The 17,147-nt window shown below is 74.5% G+C and carries 13 protein-coding genes; 5 read left to right on the plus strand and 8 right to left on the minus strand.

Going from position 1 to position 17,147, the window contains the following annotated elements:
- Window positions 1-5: 5 nt before the first annotated feature.
- Complete coding sequence (locus NFU81_RS32500) at window positions 6-335, minus strand: helix-turn-helix domain-containing protein (RefSeq protein ID WP_251498196.1); 330 nt, start codon at window positions 333-335, stop codon at window positions 6-8.
- 408 nt (window positions 336-743) lie between these two features.
- Between NFU81_RS32500 and NFU81_RS32505 the strand changes: the two genes are divergently transcribed.
- The gene (locus NFU81_RS32505) at window positions 744-1,874 is read left to right on the plus strand and encodes an ATP-grasp domain-containing protein (RefSeq protein ID WP_251498199.1); all 1,131 of its coding nucleotides are present in this window, start codon (window positions 744-746) and stop codon (window positions 1,872-1,874) included.
- Here NFU81_RS32505 and NFU81_RS32510 read toward each other — a convergent pair.
- Window positions 1,864-2,214: an ArsR/SmtB family transcription factor gene (locus NFU81_RS32510; RefSeq protein ID WP_422665346.1), complete on the minus strand. Its 351-nt coding sequence runs from the start codon at window positions 2,212-2,214 to the stop codon at window positions 1,864-1,866. The genes NFU81_RS32505 and NFU81_RS32510 overlap by 11 nt on opposite strands.
- A gap of 97 nt (window positions 2,215-2,311) precedes the next feature.
- Between NFU81_RS32510 and NFU81_RS32515 the strand changes: the two genes are divergently transcribed.
- Window positions 2,312-3,304, plus strand: a complete 993-nt coding sequence (locus NFU81_RS32515) for a zinc-dependent alcohol dehydrogenase family protein (protein ID WP_251498205.1) — start codon at window positions 2,312-2,314, stop codon at window positions 3,302-3,304.
- Between the two features lie 261 nt (window positions 3,305-3,565).
- Complete coding sequence (locus NFU81_RS32520) at window positions 3,566-4,351, plus strand: maleylpyruvate isomerase family mycothiol-dependent enzyme (RefSeq protein WP_251498208.1); 786 nt, start codon at window positions 3,566-3,568, stop codon at window positions 4,349-4,351.
- A gap of 4 nt (window positions 4,352-4,355) precedes the next feature.
- Here the strand turns inward: NFU81_RS32520 and NFU81_RS32525 are convergent, their stop codons facing one another.
- Complete coding sequence (locus NFU81_RS32525; RefSeq protein WP_251498211.1) at window positions 4,356-5,477, minus strand: helix-turn-helix domain-containing protein; 1,122 nt, start codon at window positions 5,475-5,477, stop codon at window positions 4,356-4,358.
- Window positions 5,478-5,651: 174 nt separating this feature from the next.
- Between NFU81_RS32525 and NFU81_RS32530 the strand changes: the two genes are divergently transcribed.
- Complete coding sequence (locus tag NFU81_RS32530; RefSeq protein ID WP_251498214.1) at window positions 5,652-6,395, plus strand: DUF4232 domain-containing protein; 744 nt, start codon at window positions 5,652-5,654, stop codon at window positions 6,393-6,395.
- Between the two features lie 11 nt (window positions 6,396-6,406).
- On the opposite strand, the gene NFU81_RS32535 is transcribed toward NFU81_RS32530, so the two are convergent.
- From NFU81_RS32535 to NFU81_RS32550, 4 genes are all read right to left on the minus strand, one after another.
- Window positions 6,407-6,712 carry a hypothetical protein gene (locus tag NFU81_RS32535; protein WP_251498216.1) on the minus strand — a complete coding sequence of 102 codons (306 nt, stop codon included), beginning with the start codon at window positions 6,710-6,712 and terminating at the stop codon, window positions 6,407-6,409.
- Window positions 6,709-8,481, minus strand: a complete 1,773-nt coding sequence (locus NFU81_RS32540) for an FAD-dependent oxidoreductase (RefSeq protein ID WP_251498232.1) — start codon at window positions 8,479-8,481, stop codon at window positions 6,709-6,711. The genes NFU81_RS32535 and NFU81_RS32540 overlap by 4 nt, the downstream gene beginning before the upstream one ends.
- A complete protein-coding gene (locus tag NFU81_RS32545) occupies window positions 8,478-9,227 on the minus strand; it encodes a ferric reductase-like transmembrane domain-containing protein (RefSeq protein WP_251498246.1) in 750 nt (249 codons plus the stop codon). Before NFU81_RS32545 ends, NFU81_RS32540 begins: the two co-directional genes overlap by 4 nt.
- A gap of 528 nt (window positions 9,228-9,755) precedes the next feature.
- A complete protein-coding gene (locus NFU81_RS32550) occupies window positions 9,756-11,147 on the minus strand; it encodes an FAD-binding oxidoreductase (protein ID WP_251498250.1) in 1,392 nt (463 codons plus the stop codon).
- Between the two features lie 272 nt (window positions 11,148-11,419).
- Here NFU81_RS32550 and NFU81_RS32555 point away from each other — a divergent pair, with 272 nt between their 5' ends.
- Window positions 11,420-14,881, plus strand: coding sequence for a phosphodiester glycosidase family protein (locus NFU81_RS32555; protein WP_251498253.1), 3,462 nt, complete (start codon window positions 11,420-11,422; stop codon window positions 14,879-14,881).
- A 51-nt stretch (window positions 14,882-14,932) separates the two neighbouring features.
- Here NFU81_RS32555 and NFU81_RS32560 read toward each other — a convergent pair whose 3' ends face one another.
- Window positions 14,933-17,032 carry a restriction endonuclease gene (locus NFU81_RS32560; RefSeq protein ID WP_251498256.1) on the minus strand — a complete coding sequence of 700 codons (2,100 nt, stop codon included), beginning with the start codon at window positions 17,030-17,032 and terminating at the stop codon, window positions 14,933-14,935.
- Between the last annotated feature and the right edge of the window lie 115 nt (window positions 17,033-17,147).

Here is a 17,147-nt window from a genome sequence, read left to right on the forward strand (position 1 = left end):
GCGAATCAGCTGACGCGAAGCTGCCGGTCGCCGAAATCCGCCACGAGCCGAAGCGTGCCGCCGAGCGCTTCCACGTACGCGGCAATCGTCGCCAGCTCCGACCGCCCCAGCTCGCCCCGCTCGAAACGGGAGACGTTCGACTGGGTCGTGCCCATCGCCTTGGCGACATCGGTCTGCGTCAGAGCCTGCTCCTCGCGGATCTCAGCGAGGCGGTACGCCCGGACCCGGCCTTCGAGCGCCTCGCGAATCGCAGCCTTTCGCTCGTCGCCGGCCTGCGTGCCGTGCGCCTCGTGGATGGCGTCGGCTTCGGCTTTGCTGTCCTTCCAGTTGTGCATGATCAGTCCTCTCCTCCTGCTCACGCTGCCACGTTCGACTACCTGCTCCCTATCATCCGTTCAGTGTGTCGAGGTGCTCGTCGAACCGGTCGTCCGCGACGAGCTATATCCTGCAAGTTCTATCCGTTCTGTGGATCACCGCCCGGAAGGGCCGGTCGTGCGACACGACTGGCCGCCGCACACACCGCAGGCCGTGAGGCCACCGCCGCAGCGCTTCGGCAACTGCCGCTCCGGGGCATCGCCTACGACACCTGCGTGCAGCAGTGCGCCCCTGCGTACCCTCCTGGCGGGCGACGCCGCATCGGTGCCGGCCCGGACTGACAGCCGGTGCCAACACGCTGGAAACGTCGGCGTCATGGGCCGGAGCTACGATCCGCTCACGCATGATCGGTTCGAGGGGCAAGGAGCTTGGCGATAGCGCTCCGGATATGGCTCAGCAGCGCGGGGGTCGCGTCCACGCAGGTGATGCGGATGCTCCGTGACAACCCGGACGCCGTGGGCGTCCGCATCTACGGGACGAACGTCGAACGGGACGCACCGGCGCTGGCCGCGTGCGACGTGGCCGAGGTCGAGCCGCGGCATGTCGGTGACGCCGAATACGCCGCCTTCGCGCTGGACTTCTGCCGGCGGCACCGCGTCGACGTGCTCGTCCCGCCCAGGCGGCTGGCCGCGCTCGCCGGGCGCGGGGCCGAGTTCGCCGCGGTCGGGACGCGGTTGATGTGCTCGCCGCCCGCTGCGGTCGAGGTGCTGACCAGCAAGACCCGTACGTACGAGGCCGCGCGGGCGGCCGGGGTGCCGGTGCCGCCGTGGCGGTCGGTGCGTGACGCAGCCGGATTCCGGGCGGCGGTCGCGGAGCTGGCGGCCGGCGGGGAGCGGGTGTGCCTCAAACCTGCGGGCGAGTACTCGGCGTTCGGCTTCCGCCTGCTGGACGACCGGCCGCTGCGGATGCCCGACCTGCTCGCGCCGCCGCTGCCGCTGGCGTCGGTGGCCGCGGTCGCCGACGCGCTGGCGCGGGCCGCGGACGAGGGCGAGACGGTGCCGGAGTTCCTGGTGATGCCGTACCTGCAGGGTCCGGAAGTCAGCGTCGACTGCCTGTCCGCGCCCGGCGGCCGGGTGCTGGCCGCGATAGCCCGGGCCAAGCAGGGCCGCTACCGGCTGCTGCTCGACGACCCCGAAGTCACCGTGATCGCCCGCCGGTTGGTCGAGCACTTCGGCCTGGCCTACCTGTCCAACGTCCAACTGCGGTACCGCGACGGCCACCCCGTGCTGCTGGAGGCCAACCCGCGGGCCTCCGCCGGGATCTTCCAGACCGCCTTCACCGGGGTCAACCTGCCCTGGGCCGCGGTCCGCCTGCTGGTGCGCGGCGAGACCGGGCTGCTGGCCGAGCCGCGGCTCGGCGGGCGGGTCGCGGTCACCGAGTCCGCCACCCTGGTCGACGCGCCCGCCCCGGCCCTCACCGGCCTCGACGGCGGCCTGGCCGCGGTCCACGCCGCGGCGCCCGCGGTCCCGCTGCTGGGCGAAGCGGCGGCTACCGGCTGACGGCCGCCGCCCGGTCGGCGTTGACCAGCGCGTCGAGCAGGCCGGGGAAGACCGCGTCGACCTCGGACCGCCGCAGGGTGTTCATCCGCGACGTGCCGGCGTAGTGCTGCCGGATCAGCCCCGCCTCGCGCAGGATGCGGAAGTGGTGCGTGGCGGTGGACTTGCTCACCGGCAGGTCGAAGTCGCCGCACCTGATGTCGGCGGTGGCGTCGGCCAGTTGCGTGACGATGCTGCGCCGCACCGGGTCGACGAGCGCGTCGAGCACCTGCTGCAGCGTGACCGCCGCGACCTCGGGGTGCGGCGGGATGCGGTCGGTGTCGGTGGCCCTCATGGAGCCCATAGTACGACACTGGTCAAAGCTTGACGGCCATCGTACTTCCGGGGTTCAGTGGGGACGGGGAGATCACCCGCCCGAATCCGTACGAAGGGACCAACGCATGTCCAGAACGGTGCTGTTCCGCGAACTCGGCGGCCCCGAGGTGCTGCGCCTGGAGGACACGCCGGCCGCCGAGCCCGGCGCGGGCGAACTGCGGATCAGGGTCGAGGCGATCGGCGTCAACCGGGCCGAGGCGCTCTTCCGCAGCGGCAACTACATCGAGGCCGTCAGGAGCTTCCCCGCCCGGCTCGGCGCCGAGGCCGCCGGGGTGGTCGAGGCGGTCGGCCCCGGCGTCACCGGCTTCACCGCGGGCGACCCGGTCAGCACGGTGCCGGCGTTCTCGCAGAACGACTACGGGGTCTACGCCGAGCAGGCCGTCGTGCCCGCGGCCGCGGTCCTGCACCGCCCGGCCGGCCTCGGCGCGGTCGAGGGCGCCGCGGTGTGGATGCCGTACCTGACGGCGTACGGCGCCCTGGTCGAGACGAGCGGGCTGCGGCCGGGCGACACCGTGCTGATCAACGCGGCCTCCAGCAGCGTGGGCCTGGCCGCCATCCACGTCGCAGAGCGGCTCGGCGCCACCCCGATCGCGCTGACCCGCACCGGCGCGAAGCGGGACGCCCTGCTGAAGGAGGGCGCCGCGGTGGTGGTCGCCACCGACACGGAGGACGTCGCCGCGGCGGTGCGGGCCGCGACGGGCGGCCGCGGAGCCGACATCGTCCTCGACGCCGTCGCCGGTCCCGGGGTACGCGAACTCGCCGGTCTCGTCGCCCCCGGCGGCACGCTGCTGATCTACGGTGCGCTCAGCGGCGAGCCGACGCCGTACCCCGGCATCGAGCTCGGGATGCCCGCGGTGTCCATGCGGACGTACCTGGTCTTCGAGACCACCACCGATCCCGACCGGTTGCGGCGGGCCGCGGCCTTCATCACCGCGGGCCTGCGCGGCGGCGCGTTCCGCGCGATCATCGCGGACACGTATCCGCTGGACGCGGTGGTTGCCGCGCACACCGTCCTCGACCGGGCCGACCACCTCGGGAAGCTCGTCCTCACGACCTGAGGTCGTGGCCCTTGCGAGGGGCTGCCGCCCGCGGCCCGGCGGGGGCTGGGAGCGCGGTTCCGCCCCCAGAGCTTCGCCTGGGGTACCCCCAGCGCCCCTTTCAGGTCCTGCCCCTTGCGGTGGGGCAGCACCTTTCGGTGCGTTGTGGTTGCGCGCGCGGTTCCCCGCGCCCCTGAAAAACGGTCATCCTCCGCGCAGGGGGCGAGCACCCCGCAGGGGGTGGCTGGACAGGAAGGGGTGGAGGGGACAGGGTGGGCCGGCATGGATGACATGCTCGAACGGGAGACCGGCCTGGTCGCGGAGCGGATCGCCGGGCTGGTGCGCGCGGGTGCGGACATGGGGGTCCGGATACCCGGGGCCGAGTGGACGGTCGGTGAGGCCGCCGCCCACCTCGTGCTGGCCAACCAGCTGATGGCCGACCTCGCCAAGGGGCAGGCGCGGACCTACGGCGACGGCACCCCCGGGAGCCTGGCGGCGGCCAACGCCGCGGGCCTGGCCGGCTTCACCGAGCGCGGCGCCGCCGCCCTGGCGGACGGCATCGTGGAGCACGCCACGGCCTTCACCGCGGCGGCCGCGTCCCGCCCGGACGGCGAACCGGTCGTCACCCCCATGGGGCCGATGGACCTCGGCACGCTGGGCGCGTACCTGCTCACGCACATGCTCGGGCACGGCTACGACATCGCCGTGGCCCTGCGCCGCCCCCACATGCTGAGCGCGGCGAACGTGGCCCTGACCCTGCCGTTCGTGAAGCTGGCGATGCCCCGGGTGGTCGACGCGACGTCCGCCGCCGGGCACACCGCCTGCTACGACCTGCGGCTGCGCGGCGGCGGCGGCTTCACCGTGACGTTCACCGGCGGCACCGCCGTGGTCGAGGAAGGGCGGCCGCGGCGGGCGGACTGCACGATCGTCGCGGAGCCGGTCACCTTCCTGCTGATCGCGCTGGGCCGGCGCGGCCCGGTCTCCGCGCTGTCCCGCGGCAAGATCCTCACCTGGGGCCGCAAGCCGTGGCTCGCCCCCGGCTTCCCCGGCCTCTTCCGGGCGCCGTAGCTCGCTAGGGGACGTCCGTCGGCTCCCACGCCCGGCCGTTGTAGAAGTAGCCGGGGTCGCCCTTGAGCCCGACCGTGCGGAACGGCCGGCCGTGGTCGTCGACGCGCAGGGTGCCGTGGCGGTCGCCGCAGCTCCAGAGGATCTCCAGGTACCAGCTGACGTCCCGGTCCACGGTGTGCCCTGCCACGTCGAGCACCTGCGACTCGGAGCCGGAGACCTGGAAGGGGAAGTCGGCGACGACGGGCGGCTGGTCGTTCCCCGCGAAGCCGTCCACGGAGGTCGCGCGCGGCGCGGCGGCGTCGAGGTCGACGTCGAAGTACGCGGGCGTGAGCACACCCCCGCAGCCGGAACCGGTCGTGTAGCCGATGCCGGCGGGCGCCGGGCGGCTGCTCAGCTCCTTGACGTACAGCCCGTGCAGCACCACAGGGCGGCCCGGCGATCCCTGCGCGGTCACCTCAAGGCGCAGGTTCCCCGCGGGTGTGCCCCCGAGCGCGGCGGCCCAGCCGTTCGTCTCCTCCAACGACGGTGGCGGCGGCACCTTTCCGGGTTGCTGTGCCAGCAGGAACCACTGGTCGCACTGCGTGTCCCAGTTGTCCGACAGCACGGAGACGCTGACGGGCGCCGGAGCCTGGGGCGCGGCAGCGGCCTTCGCCGTGGGTGTCGGCGTCGGATGCGGGAGGGTGGCGGCGGGCGCGTCGGCGGCGAGGCGGGAGTGCAGCGCCGGCGCGGCGACGACGGCGAGCGCGGCGGCGGCAGCCGCCACGGCCACGGCCACGGCCCCGCGGCGCCTGCGCCGTACGCGCGGCGTCGCGGGCACGTCCGGCTCGGCGGCCGGGACCGGTATCGGAGCAGGCGCCACCGGCGCGGGCAGTGACGGGACGCGCTTGGCGGCGTCGGCCAGCAGCCACCGGCGGTGCAGGGCCACCAGCTCTTCCGCGGTCGCGCCGCACAGCCGCGCGAAGCGCTCGGCGGGGGCGTAGTCGCCGGGGACGGCGGCGCCGTTGCAGTAGCGGTGCAGCGTGGAGGTGCTGACGTGCAGCCGGGTCGCGAGCATGCCGTAGCTGTGACCCGAGCGCTCCTTCAGCTCGCGCAACTGCGCTGCGAAGTCCTCGATCCCCGTGGCCATTCCGCTTCCCCCGTCGTCCCGGACCGGCGTTCCAGGTCACCCCATCTTCGCAGGTCAGGGCGGTGGAATCGTTCCAGCGTCCCCCTTTGTCGCGAGACTGTGGCATTCGGCCCGCCGGGGGCGGACGGTGGCGGCATCAGCACCGACTCCAGCGAAGGCAAAGCCACCGTGTCCGTGAAATCCGCTCTCTCGTCCGCCGCCGTCCTCCTGGTCGGCGCCCTCGCCCTGACCGCGTGCCAGTCGGACTCCGACGGCACGGCAGCCGGGCCGTCGTCCTCCACCACGTCCTCCCCGTCCTCGGCCCAGGCCGGGTCCCGGACGCCGTCCGCGTCGCCGACCACCCAGCCGGCCTCCGCCGCGACCTCCGCCCCCGCGTCGACCCGGCCGCCGCTCACCACGGCACCGACCCGCAAGAGCGCCACCGCTCCCGCGAGCACCGACTCCGACACCTACGCCTTCAAGCACCCCTGCGCCATCGGCGCCCTCTCGGTCCACGTGACCGTCCGCGCCGGAGCCCCGACGCAGCGGGTGATCGCCGTACGCAACACCGGGGCGCACGCCTGCGGCCTGAGCTACTACCCGCTGGTCGACCTGGACGGCGCGGCCTCGGGGGACGGCGCGACGGCCGTCAAGCCGCTGGTGCCCGGCGGCCTCGGCGGCGCGCCCGCCTACGTGGTGCACGCCGGGCAGACCGCGTACGCGGTGGTCGACCTGGACCCGAGCGGCGCGTCGACCGGCACCGCCGCGGGCGTCGACGAGCTGAACGTCCTCCCCGACGGCGACCACATGCCCACCGCCCAGACGCTGAACTTCCCGCTGGGCAAGGGCGCGCTCGTGCGCGGCCCGAAGCTGGGCCTCTACCGCAGCACCGTCTCCGACGCGGTGGCGTCCATGAGGACGGCGGACACGCGGCCGTAGGCAGCGCGGGCTCAGCCGACCTCGGGCGCGCGGGAGGCGGTGGGCGTCCGCGCGGGAGTGCCGGCGTGCGTACCCGCGCGGGTGGCCGTCGGCGTACCCGCGGGGGGCGCGGTGCCGGCCGTCGGGGCCTGGCTCGGCGGCATGGGCGCGGCGGTGAGCAGGACGTGCCCGTACGCGCCCATCGCCGCGGCCGTCACGACCAGGATCACCAGCCAGCGCAGGTGCATGCGCGCCGGAAGGGCGAGCGCCCACGGCAGCAGGCCGCCCGAGGGCGGACGGCCGGCCCGGCGGCTGCGGCGTCCTGCGCCTCGGCTCATCGTCTCCTCCTCTTGCTTCCCGAACCGCCCGTGCCGCCCGAACCCGTGCCGCGGGTGCGCGGCCGCGAGCGGCCGATCTGGTCGCGGTAGTCGAGGAGTTCGAGCGGCATGTCGAAGGCGACGGCGGCCACGATCTGCGGGCCGTAGGGCGTCTGCCGGGAGTAGCGGGCGACGAAGCGCTCGGAGCGCAACGACCCCTCGACGACCTCGACCTCCGTACCCAGCGCCGGAATCCCGGCCGCCTGGATACGCGTTCCGTGCTGCTCGGACCAGAAGCGCGGCACCGGCGCGAAGCGGGTCGCGCGGGCGGGTCCGCGCAGCAGCGCGTCGGCCGCGTGCTGGCCCATCTCCACCGCGTGGATGAGGTGTTCGACCCGGCGCGGCTGCGCGTCGAAACGCGGGTTGGGCCAGCGCGCCACGTCGCCCGCGGCCACGATGTGCGGCACCGTGCGGCCCCACTCGTCGACCGCGTGGCAGGTCGGCGCGCACAGCACCCCGTCGGAGACGTCGAGCCCGCTGCCGCGCAGCCACTCGGTGCGCGGTTCGCTGCCCAGCCCCAGGACGACGAAGTCGCAGTCCAGCAGCGTGCCGTCGGCCAGCCGGAGCCGCAGCAGGTCGCCGTGGTCCTGCCAGTCGCTGATCTGCGTGCCGAGCCGGACGTCGACGCCGGCCCTGCGCTGGATGCCGCCGACGACCGAGCCGACCTTCTCGCCCAGTACCCGGCGCAGCAGCGGCGCGCTGTGCACCACGAGGGTGACGTCCATGCCGTGTTCCCGCGCGGTGCAGGCCAGTTCGCAGCCGATGAAACCGCCGCCGAGTATCACCACGTGGTGGGCCTTGGCCGCGTGCATCGCCCGCTGTACTGCGGCCGCGTCCCGCAGGGTGCGTACCGTGCGTATCCGGTCGCTGAACAGCGGTGCCTCGGGCAGCCGTCTGGCGTCCACGCCGGTCGCCACGACCAGGCCGTCGAAGGGCAGCCGCTCCCCGCCGCGCAGTTCGAGCGAGGAGCCGTGGACGTCGAGCCCGGTGATACGGGTGTCGAGCAGCCAGTGCGCGTCGAGCGCCTCGTCGGCCCTGAAGGCCAACTGCTCCTCGCCCAGCGCACCCGACAGGTACTGCTTGGACAACGGCGGGCGGCTGTAGGGGCGTTGCGGCTCCTCGCCGACCAGCACCAGCTCCCCGTCGAAGCCGCGCTCGCGCAGCCGGGTCGCCGCGCTCAGCCCCGCAAGTCCCGCGCCCGCCACGACGATCCGCCGCCGCCCGGCCCGGGTCGCGGTCCCGCTGCGCAGCGGCCGCACCGGCTGCCGGTCGCCGGCCCCCGGGGCCGCGGCACCCGGCGCCCCGCCGCGGATCGTGACGGCCTGCATCGGGCAGCAGCGCACCGCCTGCCGCGCCTTGGCGGCGAACTCGGCGGGCACCGCACGGGTGTAGTGCAGGGAGCCGCCCTCGGAGATCCGGAAGACCTCGGGCGCCTCCTGCTGGCAGATGCCGTAGATGTGGCAGCGGTTGTTGTCCACGCTGATCCGTACCGGCTCGTCCTCGGGCACCAGCGCGGGCCGCGGCAGGTCGAAGGAGTCGGCCGGGATCGCCGGTGCGGTGGACTGGAGTTCGACCGTGTGCGGCGGCTGCGGGTGCGCGTACACCTGCGGTTGGGGGTGGGCGGGTACGTACGGCTGCTGCGGCAGCGGCGGGTACGGCCGCTGCTGCGGGTGGGCGACGGCCTGCTCCGGGTAGGCGACGGCCGGTACGTTGCCCGGCGGGTACGTCATTCGACCACTCCCGTGCCGCCGGGGAAGGCCCGTCTTCGCAGCCGGGAGCGCGACGGCAGAGCGCGGATCAGGAAGGCCAGCAGGATCGTCCCCGCCCCCGCGGCGATGCCCACCGACACCAGGTTGAGGTGCCGCGGTTCGGGGTGGACCAGGAAGATGTGCAGCCAGATCAGCCCGAAGGAGACGTACGCCAACTGGTGCACGCGCAGCCAGCGGTGGTAGCCGAGCCGGCGCTGCAGCCAGACCGAGCAGGCCACCGCGACGGCCAGTTCGACGCCGAGGATGCCCAGGCCCACCGGAACCCGCTGCACCCCGCCGGTGAACGGCACCGCGAGCCGCGTCCAGCCGATCTGCCAGACCGGCTGGTAGACGAAGGTCAGCCCGTGGATGCCGCCGAAGATCATCGCGGACAGCGCCAGCGTCGTGTGGGCGCCGTAGAAGGTCGCCCGGTTGACCGCCCGCTGCATGAACCGCAGCCGCAGGACCACCCCGAGCACGACGGTGGCGACCATCAGCACGTACGCGATCAGCGCTGCCAGCCGGGCCAGCTTGTGCGCCCCGACGTCGTAGGGCACCTGCTTGTCGTACGCGTCGAGCGGCGACCCGGGTATCGGCGGCGCGTCCGCGACCGCGTGCGGGGCCAGCAGCAACGAGCACAGTGCGGCGGCGAACACGAGCGCGACGACCGTTGCCAGCCCCGGTGCGGCACGCCGCCGGCCGGTCCGCACCACCGCCATGTGTGGCATCCTGTCCGCTCCCTGCTGAGACGCGTCCTGGAGGGCGCGGCGGAAAGCCCGAATTCGACCTCGTTCGGCCTCCGCCGGGCCACCTGAATCGCCATTCCCGGGAGAATGGCACAAACGCCCCCGACAACGGATTGCCGCACCCGCCGATTCCTCGGGGACGCTCCGTCTGGGGGCAGACGCTACACCACGCTTCCGGCCCTCCGCGGCTTTTCTCTGGCGCGAGAAGTCCCGGAAATGCCACTACATCACGCTTTTGTAACCCTGTACGCCGAACCTGTGAATTCCCTCTCCCCCTCTTCCCTTTCGACGCCGATCACCGGCTGCGTGTCAGCCGTCACGAGTCGTGAAGGGAGCCGACCCGACCGAGAATTTTCGCCATTGACCGGCCCCGTGCGGTGGTGTGCCGCTTTCCCTCGTCCTGACAACGAAATCAGCCGTGCCATTGCCGAACGGATTACTCCGCTTCCGGCCGGGGGTGAAAATGCGGTCGCGCCGCGGTGATCACGGGAACGGGGTCAGGCCCGCCGCTCAGCGGGCGGCGGGTGCGGACGGTGCGATGTTCTGGTTCGCGTGGAAGAAGTTGTCCGGGTCGTAGGTCCGCTTGATGTCCGCGAGGCGGTCGTAGTGGTCGCGGTAGGTGGCGCGGACGCGGCCCTGGCTCTCGCCGCTGCCCATGAAGTTGACGTACCCGCCGCCCATCGAGTGCGGGTGCAGCGCCTCCCAGTAGTCCACGCACCACTGCCTGATCGCGTCGGCGTTGGCCGGGTCGGGGTCGATGCCGGCGATGATGCCGGACCACAGGGCGTCCCGGTAGGCCCACGCGGTGTCGTCAGGGGCGACGTCGTGCACGGCGCCGTCGATCGGGTACATGTGCATGGTCGACAGGCCGGTCGGGAGCCGCTCCGCGTACGTCGCGTGCACCTCGACGGCGTCGTCGGGGATGCCGTCGAAGAAGTCGCCCCGCCAGTACCACTGCAGCCCCGAGGGCAGCAGGCCGTCGAACATCGACTGCACCACCGGGTACGGCATCGGAGACGTGAAGTGGAAGTCCGGCGGCGCGGCCTCGTCGACGACCGCGAGCGCCTTCTCGCCGTCGTCCGGCTCGCCCGTCCAGCACCACACGACGCCGCACATCTTCCGGCCGTGGATCTCCTCGGGGAAGGGCGGGGCCGGCGGCACGGTCAGCTCCAGGAAGAAGCCGTTCAGGTCGGTCGGCGCCTGCGGCAGGAACTCGCGGTACCAGCGCAGCACGTCGCGGATGCGGTCCAGGGACCACAGGGTGATGCCGAGCAGGACGGTGCCCACGGGGTGCAGGTCGAAGGTGAACGAGGTGACGACGCCGAAGTTGCCGCCGCCGCCGCGCAGCGCCCAGAACAGGTCCGGGTGGTCCCGCTCGCTCGCGGTGACGAACTCCCCGTCGGCGAGCACGACGTCCGCGGACGTCAGGCTGTCCACGGTCAGGCCGTACTTGCGGGTGAGGTGGCCGTGCCCGCCGCCCAGCGTCAGCCCTGACACGCCGGTCGTCGACACGATCCCGGCCGGTACGCCCAGGCCGAAGGCGTCCGCGGCGTGGTCGAGGTCGCCCAGCAGGCTGCCCGCGGCGACCTGGGCGGTCCGCGCCACCGGGTCGACGCGCACGCCGCTCATCGGTGACAGGTCGACGGTGACGGCGCCGTCCACCAGGCACAGCCCGGGGCCGCTGTGCGCGCCGCCGCGGACCGCGATCTCCAGGCCCTGGTCGCGGACCGCGGTGACCGCCTCGCGGACGTCACCGGCGTCCTTGCAGCGGACGACGGCCGCCGGCCGCCGGTCGATCATCGCGTTGTAGGCCTTGCGGGCCTCGTCGTACCCCGGGTCCTCGGCGGTGATCACCGGACCCCGTAGCGCGGTCCGTATCCCCTGCAGCGTCGTTGCGTCCATGGCGATCTCCTCGCGGGGGCGCGGCCGTGTGCAGCCCGGCCCCTCCCCCGTGCCCGGGCGGCCGATGCGGCGGTACCCCCTGACGGGCCGCGCGGCGACCGGAGGCCGCGGGACTGCTCCTTCCAGCCTCTCGCCACCCCAGCGCGCGCGCATCCGCTGCGTGCGCCGGGCCCCGCACATCACCGCAGAGCCGGGTGAAAGAGGCGCTGGTCAACACCTGTTCACCCGGACGTCCACCCTCGTGGCGTGCGGAAGGCCTAGCGTCGGGCGCCATGGACATGAAGCACAGCGGCAGAGCCGAGATCACGCGCCGGGGACTCATCGTGGGCGCCGTCGCCGCCGCCGGGGTCGCCGCGGCCGGGGGGACCGCGGCGGCGGCGGAGGGCGAGCAGGGTGCGGTCAAGGGCGGGGGCGGGGACGGCGGCCCGGTCGGCGGCGCGCAGGGGGCGTTCAGGCCGCCGGTGTACCGGCTGGCCGTCGACGGTGAGTCGGTGGTGAGCAGCCGGGTGGACCACCCGGTGGCGCCGGGTATCGCGCTGACGTCCTTCGACGTCTTCGGGCGCACCGGGTGGCTGCGGGCGCACGTGCTCAACGCCGACCTCGGGGACTCCTCGGTGTCGGTCGACCTCGTCGCGGACAAGGTCAGCGACCCGCGGCCGCTCAAGGGCGCGACGGACGGGCAGCACGCGGTGGCCGCGGTCAACGGGGACTACTTCGACATCACCGAGACCTTCGCCGCGGAAGGCCCCGAGATCCAGGGCGGGCAGCTGCGCAAGGGGACCGACCGGGCCTCGACGGTGGTGGCGTTCGGCGCCGACCGGGTGGCGCGGCTCGCCGACCTGGTGATCGCCGGGACGGTCGCGGTGGCCGGCACCGCCATGCCGCTGGCCGCGCTCAACTCGGCGTCCACGCCCGCCGACGGGGTCGCCGTCTTCACCCCGCTGTGGGGGAACGCGGACCGCACGCTCTTGCTGGACCCGGGGCCGTACACCGAACTGGTCGTCTCCGGCGGCCTGGTGACCGTCGTGAACAGCGCGATCACCGCCACGCCCGTGCCGGCGGACGGCCTGGTCGTGCTGGGCCGCGGCGCCGCCGCGGGCCGGCTCGCCGGCACCCGCGTGGGCGACGCCGTCAGCGTGGACTTCGCGCCGCAGAGCGACGCGCCCGGCGCGCTGCGGATGGCGCTCGGCAGCGGTTCTGTGCTGGTCAGGGGCGGCACCCCGGTGGACTTCCCGCCCAGCACCGGCAACGACGCGCCCAAGCCGCGTACGGCGGTGGGCTGGCCGGCCGGCGGGCACCGGCTGCTGCTCGTCGCGGTCGACGGCGGCGGGAACTTCTCCACCGGGCTCAGCTTCGACGACATGGCCAGGCTGATGGCCCGACTCGGCGCGGACGAGGCCTTCATGCTGGACGGCGGCGGCTCGACCGAGATCGTCGCGCGGCGCCCCGGCGACACCGGCGTCGGCGTCGTCAACACCCCCTCGGACGGCGCCGAGCGCCCGGTCCCCAACGGCGTCGGCCTCTTCGGCCGCCGCGGCTCGGGGCAGTTGCGCGGGCTCGACGTGCGCCCGCAGGCCGACCGGGTGGTCCCCGGGCTCACGGTGGACGTCTCGGTCGCCGGTTACGACGAGGCGTGGGGTCCTGCGGCGACCGCGGGGCACCAGGTCGGGTGGGCGGCGGAGCCGGGCTCGCTCGGCAAGGTCAGCGACGGCGTCTTCCGGGCCAGGCGGTCCGGCGCCGGGGTGCTGCGGGCGCACGCGGGCGGGGCCGACGGCGAGTACGGGCTGCGGGTGCTCGGCGAGCTGCACCGGCTGGCGTTCACCCAGCGGGCGGTCACCCTCGACCCGGGCGCGGCGCTGAGCGTCGGCCTCGTCGGCTACGACGCGGACGGCTTCGACGCGCCCGTCGCGCCGCGCGACGTGACCCTCGACTACGACAGGTCCGTGATCACCGTGGCTGCCACCGGTGGCGCCCTGACGATCACCGGCGCGGCGGACGCGGGCGGCCGGTCGGCGGCGCTCACCGCGACGGTGCAAGGCGTGACGGTCAGGCTGCCGGTGTCGGTGGGCCTGGTCGACGTGTCGCTGGGCGAGTTCGAGCCCGGCGAGACCTGGACGGCGCTGGCCGCCCGCGGGACGGCGTCGGTCGCGGTGGTCGACGCGCCCGACCGCCCGGGCGCGGCCGCGGGCAACCACGCGCTGCGGCTGACGTACGACTTCACCGGGCAGCCCAGCACCTCGGCGGCCTACGTCGTCGCCTCGCCCGCCCCGATCACGCTGCCGGTGGGCACCAGGAAGCTCGCGCTGTGGGTCAACGGCGACGGGAAGGGCCACTGGCTGCGCGCGATGCTGTCCTCGCAGGGCACCACCAACGTGCCGTTCACCTTCGCCACCGTCGTGGACTGGACGGGCTGGCGGCGGGTCGTGGGCGACATCCCGGCCGGCTTCTCCGACCCCGTCACGCTGTCGCGCCTCTACATCGCGGAGACCTCGCAGACCAACAAGAACGCGGGACAGCTGGACTTCGACGGGCTCGCCGCCCAGGTGGGGCAGCAGCCGGACCAGGCCGAGCCGCCGATGCCCGACCCGTACGTCGTCGAGCAGGGCGAACTGCCCGACCGGCGCTGGACCTTCGCCGTCCTGTCCGACCTGCACATCAGCGCCGCGGCCGGCCTCGACTCCTTCTCCGGGCGGCAGGCGGTCGCCGCACTGGGCCAAGTGGTTGCGGCCCGGCCGGACTTCATCCTCATCAACGGCGACTTCGTCGACAACAACAACCCCGCCGACTTCGACCTCGCCGACGGGCTGCTGCGCGACCACGTACCGGCCGGCCTGCCGGTGTACTGGACGCCGGGCAACCACGAGGCGGGACTGTCCGCGACCGGCGGCCTGGACACCTTCCTGGCGGTGACGGGCCGGCCCAACAAGCAGGTTCTCGACCACAAGGGCACCCGCTTCATCCTGCTGGACTCGCACACCGGCGACATGCGCACCTCCGACTGGGACCAGGTGCCGCTGCTCCAGGCCGAGTTGGCGAAGGCCGCCGGGGACAGGTCGGTGACCGGGGTGGTGGTCTCCTTCCACCACCCGCTGCACGACCCGTCGGGGGCCGCGGCCTCCCAGCTGTCCGACCAGTTGGAGGCCGGGCTGCTGCAGCGGTGGCTGGCCGACTTCCGCGAGCAGTCGGGCAAGCCGGTCGCGCTGTTCACCGGCCACGCGCACACCGCGTCGGTCACCCGCACCGACGGCGTGCTCGACGTCACCACGCCCGCGGTGGGCAAGACCCCCTACAGCTCCCCCGACCAGGGCGGCTTCTTCGGCTGGATGCACGTCTCCGTCGACCCGCGCCCGGCGCGGATCAGGGCGGGCCGGCCGAGCCCGGAGACCCGGGAGTGGCTGCAGGCCGAGAGCCGCCCGCTGATCGACCGCATCGACCTGACGGCACCCGGCAGCCTCGCGGTGGGCGCGTCGGGCACGGTCGAGGCGACCGGCGTCACCAGCGAGTTCGGCCTGCGCTTCCCGCTGCGCTTCCCGGCCAGCGTGACCTGGTCGGGCAGCCGCGGCCTGACGGTGGCGGCCACCGCGGCCGCAGCCTCCGCCGCCCGCCGCCACCCCTCCACCCTGGCCGTCCTCGACCTGAGCACCGCCACCCTGACCGCCGTCCGCCCCGGCCGCGTCACGGTGACGGTCGCCACCGGCGGCCTGACCTCCTCCGCGGACGTCGACCTCGGCTGACCGCCTGACCGCCCCGGCCGGCCCCGACGGCCGGCCGGGACGGCGGGACGGCTAGGAGACCTCGATGCCGTGGTCGCGGATCAGCGCCTCCAGGCCGCCGGTGTAGCCCTTGCCGCCCATCACGAAGTCCCAGTCGCCGCCCGCCCGGCGGCGGAACGAGCCGAGGACCAGGGCGGTCTCGCCGGGGCGGCCGTCGGAGACGTCGAGGCGGCCCTGCTCGGCGCCCGACGCGTCGAGCAGCCGGATGCCGGCGTCGGTGAAGCCGGACAGGTCGGCGTCGGGGTTGACGGTCGGGTCGATCGCGGTGGCCAGGACGAGGCGGTCGGCGGCGGCGGGCAGCGCGTCGAAGGCCACCCGCAGGGCCGCCTTGTCGGGGGCGGTCGCCGGGATCGCGGCGACGGTGCCGTCGGGGGTGCGCGGGTTGTTGTAGAAGACGAAGTGGTCGTCGCCGAGCACGGTGCCGCCGCGGCAGACCAGCGCGCACACGTCGAGGGCGACCCGGCCCGCCCAGGACACGCCCAGGACGTTGTGGTCGGGCGTCGGCGGGGCCGCGGGCACGGGCGGGCGGTCGCCGGGGCCGAGGCGGCCGCGCAGGCCGTGCTGGTGGAGCAGCTCGACCAGCTGCTCGCCGGAGACCAGCTCCAGCGGTTTGCCGCGGACGAAGGTGTGCGAGCCGTTGCCGAAGCGCGACGTGGTGACCAGCACGCCCTTGTTCGCGCCGGTGTGCTGCACCGTGCCGTAGAGGTCGCGGACCGCGGTGGGCTGCACGGTGTGCCGGTAGCGCTTGACCTGGACGACGATCGTGCCGCCGCGGATCGGGGTCGGGTCGACGGCGTCCACGTCGACACCGCCGTCGCCCGAGCGCTGGGTGGTCACCGCCTCCATGCCCATGGCGCGGAAGAGCGCGGCGACCAGTTCCTCGAAGACCAGCGGGTCCATCGCGAACAGGTCGGGCTCCCCGTCGTCGTCCACGGGGGCGGGCGGCGCGACGGGCGCGGGGGCGGCGGGGGCGCCCACCTCGTCGGGGAGCCGCCCGGGGCGGACGGCGGTGCGCTGGTCGGGGCGGGCCGAGAGCCGCCCGTGGAAGACGTCGACCAGGCAGTCGACCGCGCTCAGCCGCACCAGGTCGAGCGCGTCGAAGGCGGCGCGGCCGGCCGTCACGGCGGCCAGGAAGATCCGCGCCTCGCGGCCGGTCGCCGGGTCGTGGTCGTCCACGAAGCCGTTCAGCTCGACGGAGTCCAGCGCGCCGGACCCGTCGGCCGCGAAGAGGTCGCGCAGCGCCAGCAGCACGCACTGGGCGAGCAGGTCGCGGTACAGGGCGCGGCGCTGCGCCACCGGGCGGGCGGTGTCCTTGAGGCGGTCGGCGCTCGGCATGTACCGCACCGCCTTCGTCTCGGGTACGACGTCGTACCCGGGCAGCTCCCAGGTCAGCACGAGCTGCCGCGCGCCCGCGTCGTACGCGGCGTCCACCTGGCGCGGCAGGTCCTCAGGCCAGGCGGTGGAGGCGTACAGGGCCGCGGAGAAGTACTGCGCGACCGCGTCGGGGTCGCCGCCGCGCAGGCCCTCGGCCAACTGCTCGACCCCGGCGTTGTGCCGGCGGATCTCGGCGAGCTGGTCGGCGGCCCACCGGTCGTACTGCCGCCGGTAGTCGGCCAGTTGGTGCTGCCGCTGGGCTTCGGCGGCCTGCGCGGCGGCCAGGTCGCGGGCGTAGCGGGCCTGCGCCTCCTCCTGCGCGCGGCGGTTGGCCCGGCCCCAACCGCCGGCCTGGGCCTGGTAGCGCTGCGGGTCGGGCATCGGCAGCGGGCGGGCGAGTGCTCCCGGGGCGAACGGCTGGAGCCGCTCGGGGCGGCGCAGCGCGGCCGCGCGGAAGGCGGGGGCGCGGCTCCCGGTGGCGAGCAGCCCGCCCAGCGCCGCGACGCGGGCGTCGAGTTCCTCGGTGCGCCGCAGTGCCTCGGCCTCCTGGTGCTGCCGGTAGGCGGCCTGGCGTTCGCGGTTCTGCCGGGCCATGTCCCGTTCGTACGCCCGCTGCCGCCGCTCCTGCTCCCGCTGCTGCTGTGCCCGCGCCCGCTGCTGGGCGTCCTGCTGCCGCTGCTGCTGGCGCTGCATCTCGGCCCAGACGGCTATCGGACCGCTCGTGGAGCGTCGGGTCATGCGGCTTCTGCCCTCCCCCGGGGGACATGCAGTCCCGGAACCGCGCGCCGGCGACCGGCAGCACACATGTCCGACTCTACGGCGAAGTCGCAGCCCGGCCTATCCACTTGGCCGT

This window comes from Actinacidiphila cocklensis (assembly GCF_907177275.1).
GTDB lineage: Bacteria > Actinomycetota > Actinomycetes > Streptomycetales > Streptomycetaceae > Actinacidiphila > Actinacidiphila cocklensis.

Bases quoted from the DNA above. Each gene is read 5' to 3' on its own strand.
- NFU81_RS32500 (WP_251498196.1), bottom strand. From the start codon at position 335: ATGCACAACTGGAAGGACAGCAAAGCCGAAGCCGACGCCATCCACGAG.
- NFU81_RS32510 (WP_422665346.1), bottom strand. From the start codon at position 2,214: ATGGGCTCCATGAGGGCCACCGACACCGACCGCATCCCGCCGCACCCC.
- NFU81_RS32515 (WP_251498205.1), top strand. From the start codon at position 2,312: ATGTCCAGAACGGTGCTGTTCCGCGAACTCGGCGGCCCCGAGGTGCTG.
- NFU81_RS32520 (WP_251498208.1), top strand. From the start codon at position 3,566: ATGGATGACATGCTCGAACGGGAGACCGGCCTGGTCGCGGAGCGGATC.
- NFU81_RS32525 (WP_251498211.1), bottom strand. From the start codon at position 5,477: ATGGCCACGGGGATCGAGGACTTCGCAGCGCAGTTGCGCGAGCTGAAG.
- NFU81_RS32535 (WP_251498216.1), bottom strand. From the start codon at position 6,712: ATGAGCCGAGGCGCAGGACGCCGCAGCCGCCGGGCCGGCCGTCCGCCC.
- NFU81_RS32540 (WP_251498232.1), bottom strand. From the start codon at position 8,481: ATGACGTACCCGCCGGGCAACGTACCGGCCGTCGCCTACCCGGAGCAG.
- NFU81_RS32545 (WP_251498246.1), bottom strand. From the start codon at position 9,227: ATGCCACACATGGCGGTGGTGCGGACCGGCCGGCGGCGTGCCGCACCG.
- NFU81_RS32550 (WP_251498250.1), bottom strand. From the start codon at position 11,147: ATGGACGCAACGACGCTGCAGGGGATACGGACCGCGCTACGGGGTCCG.
- NFU81_RS32555 (WP_251498253.1), top strand. From the start codon at position 11,420: ATGGACATGAAGCACAGCGGCAGAGCCGAGATCACGCGCCGGGGACTC.
- NFU81_RS32560 (WP_251498256.1), bottom strand. From the start codon at position 17,032: ATGACCCGACGCTCCACGAGCGGTCCGATAGCCGTCTGGGCCGAGATG.